The 12,661-nt window shown below is 38.2% G+C and carries 9 protein-coding genes; 7 read left to right on the forward strand and 2 right to left on the reverse strand.

Annotated features, from left to right (window positions below):
• Nucleotides 1-162 precede the first annotated feature (162 nt).
• From ACEN4I_RS10620 to ACEN4I_RS10650, 7 genes are all read left to right on the forward strand, one after another.
• Nucleotides 163-1,734, forward strand: a complete 1,572-nt coding sequence (locus ACEN4I_RS10620; protein WP_407102885.1) for a histidine kinase N-terminal 7TM domain-containing protein — start codon at nucleotides 163-165, stop codon at nucleotides 1,732-1,734.
• A 461-nt stretch (nucleotides 1,735-2,195) separates the two neighbouring features.
• Nucleotides 2,196-3,200, forward strand: a complete 1,005-nt coding sequence (gene add / locus ACEN4I_RS10625; RefSeq protein ID WP_407102884.1) for an adenosine deaminase — start codon at nucleotides 2,196-2,198, stop codon at nucleotides 3,198-3,200.
• A 427-nt stretch (nucleotides 3,201-3,627) separates the two neighbouring features.
• Nucleotides 3,628-4,512: a helix-turn-helix domain-containing protein gene (locus ACEN4I_RS10630; RefSeq protein ID WP_407096355.1), complete on the forward strand. Its 885-nt coding sequence runs from the start codon at nucleotides 3,628-3,630 to the stop codon at nucleotides 4,510-4,512.
• Nucleotides 4,505-5,443 (forward strand): FAD:protein FMN transferase, encoded by a 939-nt coding sequence (locus ACEN4I_RS10635; RefSeq protein WP_407102883.1) that lies wholly within the window; start codon nucleotides 4,505-4,507, stop codon nucleotides 5,441-5,443. The genes ACEN4I_RS10630 and ACEN4I_RS10635 overlap by 8 nt, the downstream gene beginning before the upstream one ends.
• A gap of 30 nt (nucleotides 5,444-5,473) precedes the next feature.
• Nucleotides 5,474-6,082: an NADPH-dependent FMN reductase gene (locus ACEN4I_RS10640; RefSeq protein ID WP_407102882.1), complete on the forward strand. Its 609-nt coding sequence runs from the start codon at nucleotides 5,474-5,476 to the stop codon at nucleotides 6,080-6,082.
• A gap of 18 nt (nucleotides 6,083-6,100) precedes the next feature.
• Nucleotides 6,101-7,351, forward strand: coding sequence for an NAD(P)H-dependent oxidoreductase (locus tag ACEN4I_RS10645; protein WP_407102881.1), 1,251 nt, complete (start codon nucleotides 6,101-6,103; stop codon nucleotides 7,349-7,351).
• Nucleotides 7,352-7,887: 536 nt separating this feature from the next.
• On the forward strand, nucleotides 7,888-10,428 hold the full coding sequence (locus tag ACEN4I_RS10650) for an HAD-IC family P-type ATPase (protein ID WP_407102880.1): 2,541 nt from the start codon (nucleotides 7,888-7,890) through the stop codon (nucleotides 10,426-10,428).
• Nucleotides 10,429-10,484: 56 nt separating this feature from the next.
• Here the strand turns inward: ACEN4I_RS10650 and ACEN4I_RS10655 are convergent, their stop codons facing one another.
• Together ACEN4I_RS10655 and ACEN4I_RS10660 are read right to left on the reverse strand one after the other, a co-directional pair.
• Nucleotides 10,485-11,927: a helix-turn-helix domain-containing protein gene (locus ACEN4I_RS10655; RefSeq protein ID WP_407102879.1), complete on the reverse strand. Its 1,443-nt coding sequence runs from the start codon at nucleotides 11,925-11,927 to the stop codon at nucleotides 10,485-10,487.
• 40 nt (nucleotides 11,928-11,967) lie between these two features.
• Nucleotides 11,968-12,327 carry an MmcQ/YjbR family DNA-binding protein gene (locus ACEN4I_RS10660; protein WP_407102878.1) on the reverse strand — a complete coding sequence of 120 codons (360 nt, stop codon included), beginning with the start codon at nucleotides 12,325-12,327 and terminating at the stop codon, nucleotides 11,968-11,970.
• Nucleotides 12,328-12,661 lie beyond the last annotated feature (334 nt).

The following is a 12,661-nucleotide window of genomic DNA, read 5'->3' on the forward strand; positions in this document are numbered from 1 at the left end:
ACAGTTCTTATCTAATGGGTATCAAATTGCCTTATATGCTGTCGCAAACGTTTATATGTGAACGGTTTGTGTCAATGGATAATGAGCCGATTTTGATGTACCTATATAAAAAAAACTGTGTTACATTAAAAGTAAAAAATGACTAAAAGAGGATGCCCTATCATGAATTCACAATTGACTGCTTATGTATCAATTATCTGTACGTCTGGTGTATTGAACTTATATTTATTCTTATATGTGTATGTTAATCGGCACCGTTACAAAAGAATTGCGCATATTTTTATGGTTTACACTGCAACAATAGCTGTTTATTGTTTTGCTTCAGCTTTTGGATTACTAGCTACAACGCTTGATCAGATCAAATTTTGGACAGTTATGCAATATGTGGGGATGCCGATTTCTACGCCGTTAGGACTACTGTTTGTTATGCAGTATTTAGGCATTTCAATTTCAAGAAAAAAAGCTTTTTCTCTTCTGGTTGTTCCTTTGATTACGTTAGTCATGGTAGCAACGAATGACTGGCATCATCTTCATTATCGAGTGTTTGAGATCGACTCATCTTTAGGCGCTCCTTATATACGGCAGGAAATAGGGCTATGGTATACGATTCATGGAATCTACATATTTACCTGTATGCTGGTTGCTTTGTTATTGGCTATCTCTCATTGGAAAGAGACTGCAAAAAATTATCGCCCACAATTATTTGCTTTAATAATCGGACAATTGATTCCTATACTGACAGCTTTTCTGTATTTAGTAGGATTGACCCTTGAAGGAGTAGACCCAGTTCCGATGGTCTTGTGGTTGTCATCTCTGTTGTATTTGTGGTCGATCAAATCTTCCCGTTTGTTCACGCTGATGCCCATTGCAAAAGATGCGATATGTAATGGCATCAATGATGGTGTAATGGTATTGGATGAGTCTCGCCAATTGATCGAGTTCAATCAGACATGTGAAGAGTATTTTCCACAATTAAATAAAACTCTACTTGGAATGGACTTTTCTAAAATTTGGTATCCATTGTCAGGCAATTCTGTTCCATTAAATCTTGAAGTGACCAGTCAGTCCCAAGAAGTACAGGTGATTGTGAATGGTGTCAAAAGTATGTACCAGATTCGTATCTCACCATTGATACAGGGGAAAAATAGTAAAGGTTTAATACTGATTTTTACAGATATTACTGAACTCAAAAGACTCCAAACTAAATTGGAGTACCAAGCCAATTATGATGGACTAACTCATATATATAATCGACGGGCCTTTATGGAACGCTGCGTACAAGATTTTGAAGCATCGAAACGAGAATACACTCCGTTTACAGTAATACTGATGGATATTGATCATTTTAAGCAGGTGAATGATACATATGGACATCATATAGGAGATCAAATACTTAAGCATGTCGTAAACATTTGTGAAAATCAGTTAACGGAAGGACTGGTGTTTGCTAGATACGGTGGGGAAGAATTTGCTTTGTCTCTGAGTGGTTATACAGCAATAGAGGCAGCAGCATTAGGAAATAAATTGCGTAAAAGTCTAGAGATTCAGAATCTTCATTCTGCAGAAGGAGACATTCCGGTTACGTTCAGTATGGGAGTGGCCGAAGCGATACAAGAGGCAAAGGAGACTGTAGATCAGTTGTTGATCAAAGCGGACAAAGCATTGTATTCAGCAAAACAATCAGGGCGTAACCAAGTACATGTCTATACGGAAGATAAAGTAAAGGCTGGCTGAAAAAGAATGTAGTATATAGAGATGGAGCCTCAGTGAGCTTCATCTCTATTTGATGTCCAATAAAAAATACTTGTCTACCATTAAAATCAGTCTCTATTTAAATAAATACACAATTATTATAAAGCGAAATAATGAAAAATGCGGCCATTCAGGTTGTTAAATGAAGGTACATTTGATATATTTGAAACTATTAAATTCTTCGTTTATAGATAAGTCGAAGTCGTTCTTTCGTACTATAAACCAGCTTTGGCATAAAGAAGAATAAAAACGCGCTAATTGTGAGTTAACCACAGAATCGGCGTTTTTTTTTATATCATTCGTTTGATTATCGTTCTGAAAACCAGCTTTCTACCAGATACTTAATGGCAATATTTCAAACGTGTTGAGCGTCATATGAGGAGATTTAAATAACCAAAACACCAGATGGAATAGAAAATAATTTGTGAAGGGATCTGGATAACGTGCAGAAAGAAATTGTTCATCAACTACCTAAAGTAGAGTTACACTGCCATTTAGATGGTTCTGTGCCGATGAAAACATTAAAGAAACTAGCGGAAAAACAACAACTTGATGGAGCTTTACTGGATCAAGTAGCGGCACCGGAAAAATGCAGAGATTTATCGGATTATCTAAAAAGTTTCGATATCACTCTCCAACTCATGCAAACCCGTGAGCAGCTTGAAGAGTCAGCTTTTGCGACTGCTGAAGCAGCGGCTTTGGAAAATGTTCGTTATATGGAATTGCGTTTTGCTCCGCTCTTGCATACAGAAGCAGGAATGACGTTACCAGAAATTATTTCAGCGGTCAGTGAAGGGGTCCATCGAGCCATGGAACAATACAATATCCTAGTGAACCTATTGATTTGCGGTATGCGTCAGGATTCTAACGAAGAAAATCTTGCGATGTTGTCCGAATTGACACAAACGCAAGAAAGCTTATTGGTTGGTTTTGATATGGCAGGACCGGAACCTGATTTGGCAAATGACCACATTGAACCTTTGACTGCTTTTGCGCAAGAAAAAGGCCTGCAAATTACCCTTCATTCTGGCGAATGCGGTTGTGCTCATAATGTTGTTCAAGCAATCCATTTAGGAGCCGACCGTATTGGACATGGCATCGCCACTCAAATGGATGAAACAGCACAGGCACTGTGTGTGGAAAAAGGAACGGTCATCGAATTATGCCCGACGAGTAATATTCAAACGAACGCGGTGGATAGTTGGGAAGATTACCCCTTGCTTGATTTTATGGAAAAAGGGATCCGCTGCTGCATCAATACCGACAATCGTACGGTTTCCCACACGTCACTGACTAGAGAGTACTTGTTGTTGGCTGAACATTTAGGAATCAATTATGCAACGATGAAATCATTGAATTTAAATGGCCTGTCAGGAGCCTTCACCACTGCAGAGGTCAAGGAAAAACTTGCTGCAGTCATTGAGATAGCTTACGCGCCTTATAGTTGAATTAGGAGAAAAAAGTGGAATCTACTAGCATGAGTCTAGTTAGGTTCCACTTTTTGTGCGCTTAATTATAGAATTTTATACATTATTCCGCTTGTTAATGCATACATTAATATAAATTATTTCATTATACCTTGGGATTATAAAATTACATTGTTCGAAGTTGAACGAAATAGCTTTTTTACTCTCCTATACTATTTTATATAAATAGGGTGACGATGAAAAAACAAGTTAAATCAACAATTTATTACAGAGACTCTAAAGAAAGAGCAATAGAGTAATGAAATTTTTGTTGGCAAAAAATTCACAAAATTATATAATTTTTTATATATTTAGTTGACGATTATATTTCTGGAAGGTATAATTCGAGGTGTAAAACAAATGTGAAAATGAGCACAAACTAAACCGCCGCTAGTTATTGTATGGAGGGATGGACGTGAATATAGAGCGATTTGTTGAAGCGCGTAAAGCGATAGGACTTTCTCAAAGTGAAGTGGCCGAAGGGATCTGTACACAAGCTACCTTAAGTCGTTTCGAAAATAACGGAAAAGTACCAAGTTTAAAAATCCTTATTCAGCTGTGCAATCGTCTGGGGTTGCCTTTAGGCGAGTTGTTCCCAAAAGTAGGCGTAAAATATTCAGAGATCATTGAAAAGATGAACCAAGCTGAATTTTTTTTGATTACGAGTGAATATGAGCAAGCTAAGCAGCTGCTCAACACCATCTCAATCAGTAGTGATATAGAAGAACCTAAGCTAGCAATGCGTTACCATTATTTAAGTGGTTTTGTCATGATTTTTCAGAAGCATGCAATTACGGATGTTCTTTTTATGTTCGATCACATTTTATTAGCTGAAGAGACTGAAGATTCTATTATTTTTCGTTTACTAGCTTATACGGGGAGCGGAATGGTTTATTCACGCGAAAATGATCAAGAGAAAGCTGAATTTTATTTTAATAAGATTTTGGAAAAAATTTACAGTTATCCAACCACAACCACTGAAGATACTTGGAGAGTACTCAATATTGTGTTTCAATGTGGTCTGTTTTATTCCAAAATCCAAGAAATAGACATCAGTAATGCTTTGCTCCATTATGCTGTTGCTATTTGCTCAGATAATCACGTAACGTATTATCTTGCTAGAGCAGCTATTCAGTTAGCTAAAAATGCCATTATAGAACATCAACCAAAAGAAGTGATTTTGGAATTGATTTATGATGCTAGAGCCTATTCAAAAATCAATCGAAATAAAATCGCGTTAGCTGAACTAGCAAGTTTAGAAAAAGAAGTCTTGTTGAGTCAAGGAGATGAATAAACTGATACAAAAAAGAGAAACGGTTCGTTTAATGGGAACTGTCATTGATTTATTAGTGGAACATGAATCTCCAGAGCCGATAATGTCTGAAGTAATCAATCGGTTAAAAGAATACGAACATCGATTCAGCGCCAATGATCCCAGTTCTGAATTGATGGCCGTCAATCGCCATGCAGGGATTTGTCCTGTTACTGTTCATCCCGAGTTGTATGAATTGATCCAGATAGGAAAGAGACATAGTTGTGCTCCAGGCAGTTATTTGAATATTGCTATTGGTCCGTTAGTCCAAACGTGGCGAATTGGATTTGCTGATGCCAAAGTGCCTTCAGAGCCAATTATCAAGGCGCTGCTGAAGAAGATAGATCCTCACAAGATTATGTTAAACGACAAAGAAAAATCAGTTTATTTAAGCGAGAAGGGGATGTCGATTGATTTAGGGGCTTTAGCAAAAGGCTATATTGCAGACTTAGTCATTCAGTATTTAAAAAGCGAGGGTGTGGCCTCTGCATTAATCAATTTAGGCGGAAACGTCGTTGGGTTAGGACCTTCTCAAACTTCTAAAAAAAAGTATTGGACTATAGGGATTCAAAATCCCAACTTGGATCGCGAACACTATTTGACCACGTTGAAAATCAAAAACCAATCCGTCGTGACTTCAGGAATTTACGAAAGAAGTTTAGTGAATAAGGGGAAAACCTACCATCACATTTTAAGTCCTCATACAGGGCGCCCTATCGAAACAGATGCAGCCAGTCTGACTATTCGGTCGGATCGATCGGTGGATGGTGAGATATGGTCTACTCGCTTATACGGTCAATCAGCTGATGAAATCATCACTGAATTGAACAGAGTAGAAGGAATAGAAGGATTAGTGATTACAAAAGACGAACAGTTATGCTATTCAAAGGGTTTGGAAAAAATAAACGGTTAAAAATCGAGGAAATTGAAAGGAAGTAAAAAAATGAAAAAATTTATTGGATTAGTAGGAACAAACTCAGACCACTCAACAAATCGTACATTGCTGCAATTTATGCAAAACCATTTTTCCGCTAAAGCAGAAATTGAGATTTTGGAAATCAAAGACATGCCGGTATTCAACAAGCCTGAAGATAAAGGAATTCCTGAAATCGTGCAAGTGATGGCAGATAAGATCAATGATGCAGATGGCGTTATCATCAGCACGCCAGAATACGATCATACTGTTACCGCGGCATTGCTGAATGCGCTGAGCTGGCTTTCTTATGGTATTTTCCCTTTTGTTGATAAGCCCGTAATGATTACCGGAGCCTCTTACGGAACTTTAGGATCTTCAAGGGCTCAATTGCACTTGCGTCAAATTTTGGATGCACCTGAGTTGAAAGCGCGTATTATGCCAAGTTCAGAGTTTCTGTTGAGCCATTCTTTACAGGCATTTGGTGAAGAAAACAACTTAAATGATCAAGCGCAAGTAGAAAAATTAGAAGGGTTGTTCGAAGATTTCTTAACTTTTGTAACAATCACGAATCAATTGAATCATGTACATGCACAAAACACAAAAGAAGCAGAAAACTTTTCTTGGGAAACTATATAAAGATAGGGGACAGTAAAAATGAAATTAGTCGGTATTGTAGGATCCAACGCAGAAGTATCATATAATCGCACATTATTGAAATTTATCAAAAAGCAGTTCAGTTCTTTATTTGATTTAGAGATCATTGAGATCAAGGATGTTCCAATGTTCAATCAAAGTGATGACCAAACAAACAGTCCGATGATCCAAAAAATAAACAGAAAGATACTAAATGCAGATGGTGTCATCATTGCTACACCAGAACACAATCGGACAATTCCTGCTGGATTAAAAAGCGTTCTGGAATGGTTATCATTTAAAATTCATCCTTTAGAAAATAAACCTGTCATGATCGTTGGAGCTTCTTATTACGATCAAGGATCGTCTCGTGCGCAGCTGCATTTGCGCCAGATTTTAGATGCGCCAGGTGTTAATGCTATGGTATTGCCTGGAAATGAATTCTTACTAGGCAAAGTAAAAGAAGCTTTTGATGAAAATGAAAATTTAAAAGACCCAGGAACAATTCAATTTCTGGGCAGTTGTTTAGAAAAATTCCTTCAGTTCATCAAAGTGGTCACTGTAATAGAAGGGCCTAAAAAAATAGAACTTGAACCAGAAGATCTATACGCAACTGGCAAAATCAACACAACCATTGAAGACATTGATATGTACGCAGATGATTGGTTGGAACAAGCCGCAGAAAAAGTTGGTGCAGTAGAAGGAAATACGTATGTTAAATTGGATCGTGGATTATTAACGGTTGATCAATTGAATTGTTTCTTAGCTTCAATGCCAATGGAATTAACTTATGCAGACAGCAACAACCAATTCTTATATTACAATCAAACCAAACCGGCAGAGGAAATGTTAGCTGCTCGTGTTCCTGGACAAGTAGGGAACCCATTAGCCAAATGTCATCCAGAAAAAGTGCATAAAAACGTAGGGTATGTGATTCAACAATTGCGTTCTGGAGCAATGGATGCATTTCGTGTCAATGTGCCAACACATGGTCCTGACAAATATGTCGTGCATAATTATCAAGCTATGCATGATAAAGAAGGAAACTTTGCCGGAATCAATGAGTTTATTTTAGACTTTAAACCGATCATTGATTGGTATTTGAAACAAACTGGTCAAACATTAGTAGGTGATGTAGACGCTGTTTCTGGTGCTTCAGCTAAAGACCATAAAACAGAAGAAGTAGATGCAGTCTCAGGGGCTTCTATAAGTGAAAAAGAAGAAACCAAAGAAACTGTAGATGCCGTTTCAAGCGCGTCTGTTAAGAGTTAATCCATAAAAGATAAACAAAAAAACTTCGACTCTTCATCTTCTAACGTTGATAAAGAAATTTCCTCCGGCCTATGGGGTTGCTTATGGAACGCCATGGGAACGCCTTGAGCCGAAAACCGCGTCTCAAGACTTGCAAGCGTCAAACTTAGCATAACGGCTAAAGCCTAACGCTAAGTAATTGCCATGATTGTTGCTGCTTCAGCAGCTTACAAGCATGGTACACTTGGGCGTACGCCCACAGTGTTTCCTTTTTTTACATCCTTTTCATGGCTATAAGCAACCCCATATTCCTCCAGAAATTTCTAGAACTGAGTTTCTAATAGATTTAGAGTTAAAAAGAAGTGTATTTTCTACTCACCAGTTTCAAATGTTGTAGAACCAAAACTTCTCGTACAACGAGAAGTTTTTTGTTGTGCTAAATAAATAGTGAGTAGCCATTCAACAAAAAATGCACATCTTTGTGAAAAAGTTGCAATCTTTTTGACGATTTCTTCCCCTATACTTTAGATACAACAGAAATAGAGGAGGAGAACGATATGAAATGGTATGCAATGAGAAACAAAGAGGTAATGAGCACTTTAACAGCGACACAAACAGGTTTGAGCGGTACAGCAAGAAAGGAACGGTTAGAAAATAGAGGCAAGAATAAACTCACTGAAAAAGCAGCAGAAAAACTTTGGCAAAAAGTAGGGAAGCATTTTACAGATCTATTGATGATCATCTTGATCGTAGCAGGAATCTTGAAAGGACTAACAGGCAGCTTCGTTGAAATGGTAATTATTTTTATCGTCGTATTGATCAATGGGTTCATTGGTTACTACCAAGAGCGAAAAGCAGCAGCTTCCTTAGATGGACTCAAGAAAATGAGCAGTCAAGAGTCCATCATTTTAAGTGGAAATCAACGTAAGAAGGTCGAGACGGAGACGCTTGTTCCTGGCGATATCGTGCTTCTGCAAGCAGGAGATATCGTTCCAGCTGATATTCGCCTCATAGAAGCAACAAATCTGTTGATCGAAGAATCAGCCCTGACTGGAGAATCCTTACCAATCATTAAAGACAACCAAGTCTTGGCTGAAGATACGCCTCTTGGAGATCAAATCAATATGGCCTTTTTAGGAACGTTGGTTCAAGAAGGATCAGGAGTAGGTGTGGTAGCAACTACAGGTGACGAAACTCAATTAGGTCAAATCAACCAAGCCTTGCAGACGGTAGAGGAAACCACAACACCATTGGTACGAAAAATCAATCAACTCAACCATCAAATTTTTAAAGGCTTGATTGCTTTTATAATCTTTCTTTTGTTCTTTGCAACATTACGTTATGGAATGGACTTCAACTTATTGCTTGCAGCCAGCATCTCGCTGATTGTAGCGATTATTCCAGAAGGATTACCGGCTGTTTTGACGATGATTCTCTCTATGGGTGTCAAAGAAATGGCAGAAGAAAAAGCCATCATCAAAAGTATGCCGGCTGTAGAAACGTTAGGGTCCATCACTGTTATTTGTTCGGATAAAACAGGAACATTGACTAAAAATGAAATGACTGTGGTAGATACGGTAGTGGCTGAAGAAGACAAAGAAGTGTTATACGACATCATGCATAATTGTCAGGATCTAAAGACAGAGAATCAACAAGAAATCGGACAATTAACTGGAAACCCGACAGAATTAGCTTTATTGAAATATGTAGATCAGCAGACTGTCCCTTTAAGAAAGAAAATAGACAAGATTCCTTTCAGCTCCACTTACAAATTAATGGCAACATTGCATGAAGTAGACCATATATCGATGATTTATGTTAAAGGTGCTCCAGATGTGCTTCTTCATCAAGCGGACTTGACGCCTGAAAATCGAATCGAGTGGTTGGAGAAGGTGGAAGATTTAGCTAAAAAAGGACAACGCGTTCTAGGTTTTGCTAAAAAAGAAAGTACAGACTTGGATATTGAGCAACTGGACAACTTAACGTTTATCGGAATCGCAGGTATCATGGATCCGCCAAAAGAGTCTGCCATTGAAGCTGTAGCAGACTGCAGCAGAGCTGGAATCTCTGTCAAAATGATTACAGGGGACCACAAAGACACGGCTCAAGCTATCGGAAAGGAGATCGGGTTAAACCATACTGGAAACGTGCTGGAAGGTTCTGACATTGATCAATTAACGGATACAGAATTAGCAGAAAGTGTACAAAGCGTCGATATATATGCACGAACGACTCCGCAACACAAACTGAGAATCGTTCAAGCTTTGCAGCAGCAAGGAGAGATTGTGGGGATGACAGGAGACGGTGTGAACGATGCACCGGCTTTGAAGCAAGCTGATATCGGAATCGCCATGGGAATCAAAGGGAGCGAAGTCAGCAAGCAAGCTGCAGATATGGTCTTGGCTGATGATAACTTTGCAACGATCTCTAAAGCCGTCAAAGAAGGCAGACGAATTTTTGCAAACTTGAAAAAGACGATCAACTTTTTCCTGCCGACTGCTTTGGCACAAGGATTGATTGTGATCTTAGCATTATTGGCAAACCAGCCGCTGCCCTTGTCACCGATACAAATCCTCTGGGTGAATATGGTAACGACCATCACTTTGTCTTACGCATTAGGATTTGAAAAAGCAAGCGATGATTTAATGTCTCAAAAGCCAAGAAATCCGAAGCAGCCTATTTTGACTAAATACAATCTGTTTAGATTAGGCTATGTCTCTGTGTTGATCACGATGTCTATGTTGTGGTTGTCATCTTTTGCCTCGACGCCAGCCGTACAGCAAACGATATTGGTTCAAGGTGTCGTACTGGCCCAAGCTTTTTATATGGTCAATTGTCGAGAAGAATTGAATTTTTCAATCAACCGTCAGCTCTTCCGCAACAAAGCATTAGGTATTTCTCTATTGTGTCTAGTCGCCTTGCAAAGCATCATTCTATTTGTTCCGTCAGCACAAGCCGTTATTGGAACGACGGACTTGAGTTTGATCCAACACTTATCAGTATTTGTAGTAGCCTCTCAAATATTCTTTATGGTTGAAATTGAGAAAGCGGTCAGCAAAGCTATCCAGACAAATTCTAAAAAAGCGATGGTGAAATAATGAACAAAACATCCGTCTTTGAATGAATAAATATTCATCCAAAGACGGATGTTTTGTTAGAGCATATACAAGTTGGAGAGTGCTCGTTTGATGTTCATGATTTCATTCGTTTTAGGCACAAATGAGATGGGAAAGACCTGGTTCTTATCAACGTTAGACGGTATCGGCATATTAGTGATCAGGTAATCATCAGGATCAATTCTATTTAAGTCGGAATAGTCTAAGATATGGAAATCAATCCGGCTGCCGACTAAATCTTGAATCTCTCGTGTCAAAAAGTATTTCCATGCTGGTTCACCTTGATAGCAAAAATAGACCGTAGCTAAAGATTTAACAGAATAAAGTTCGGTCTGGATGATCATTGCTGCTGAGATCAGTAAATTGAGCTCTATTTTAGTTTGGAAGACGGTTGACCATATAGGAGCTAACCACTGTAGCACATTCTTGAAACGATACCGAGCAGCTTCGATGATTTCTGGATACTCCATCGTAAAGGTCTCTGTTAATTTCTGTGACTCTTTGTACTTTAGTAAGAAAAGCTGCAGATTACGAAGCAGCACATTATCTGTATCTTGTACAGTATGCGTCTGTTCTCTAATTTTTTCCATCATTTTTAAGCAGTCTTGTTGAATATCTTTATAATAAGTTTCCATTAGATGCAGCAACTTTTCTGAGGGGGTAAAAGGATAACTCCAGCTTTCCAAAAAACAAAAGAAGGCGAAAAAAGATTCATCCATAGGAAGTTTAAGGCCTTCGAGCTGATACAAATGTTGAATTTCAGGCAAAAACAGCTGTAGCAACGGATCTTTTTTATCATAAATCAGATTTTCCAAAAGGCAATTAGCTCTATTGCGTAAACAATTGATGTAAAACCAGCAGATTCCAAAAATTTCTTCACTGGCAGGAGCAGATTCTTGACGCTCCATGCGTCGCAAAAAGCCTTCATAGTGGACTTGATGCATGTGGTATTCCTTAGAGAAAAATTGTTCATGGGTAAAAGGCATCAGCAGACGATGATAAAACATACGTATCTGCAGCTCATCACCTTCCCAAAAAAGATTTCCAGAAGCCAAATTGATTTGAAGATGGTAATAACTTAACCGCTCATTCAACTCTTTGAGGCCTCTTTTTAAGCTGGCTTCAGAGATACCCCATTCACTAACTTGTTCTTCGACAGAAAGTTTATTTTTAGAAAGCAGCTGCTTGACTAGTTGAACGCCTAGAGATTGCCCCATATAATACAACCATAATTGTTTCACATCAGCTTTATTAGTCGAAATCAGCTTTAGCCCGTTGTTGCCTACTGATTCGAGAGTCCATTCTGAAGGCAAGTCAAAACGCAGACTTTGCAAGTCGTTAAAGACGGTACGTTGAGAAGCTTGGGTGATTTCGGCCAACTCTTTAGCTGTTAATTGAGAATGATTCAATAAATGTTCTATGATAATGATTTTCCGATGCAAGTCTTTTTCAATGATTAGTTCTTTAGCAAGTTTAAACATGAAGAATTCCTCCTAATGAATCAAAATGGACAAAGACAGATCAGCTTTTAGTTAAGTCAAAACTAGTTTCGATCAATTGTTCGATTTCAGTTACTTCATTTACTTGGCCTAAAATCACAGAAATCCAGTGCTCTTTATTCATATGATAGGCGTCTTCGATTTCTCTTCGTTCTTTTAGACTGCCATTCAGCTCAGGGGGGCTTTTGAGTTCCAGTACATCGATTTCTTCCTCCCCTTCCAGTCCTATTTTTTCCGGCAAAATATTCATTACAACGCCATACCATTTTCCATTTGAAGGATGTTTGAAAACAGCGTAACCTGGAAATTTTTCCCACAAGTATTCTGGCTCTGCACCATAATGTTTTTTCATATACTGAAAGAGTTTATTTCTTGTTAGCATTTAGACACCATCCTTTTATGACCATAGTACCACTTGAGCAATCCGACTGCTAATAAATGAAGCAGCTATGATTAAACAAGTTAAGGCTTTTGTTCCAACTGGAAAAGTCGTTAAAAGTTGATTCAGTGACCTCTAATAGTTATTCTTGGGATATGAGATTATCTTAGTAAGGAGGAACGGGAAATGATAGAGACAGTAGAACATGCTTCACTAGTGTTGCATAAATATAGTCAGAATATTCTGAATTATTATTTTCTTGAAAAAAGTAAAAAAAATCGAATGCTTACGCAAAGGATGACTATTTCCAGAAAATTTTGCTTATTTAGCTGATTCC

It is taken from the genome of Desemzia sp. FAM 23990 (assembly GCF_045528485.1).
Lineage (GTDB): Bacteria > Bacillota > Bacilli > Lactobacillales > Carnobacteriaceae > Desemzia.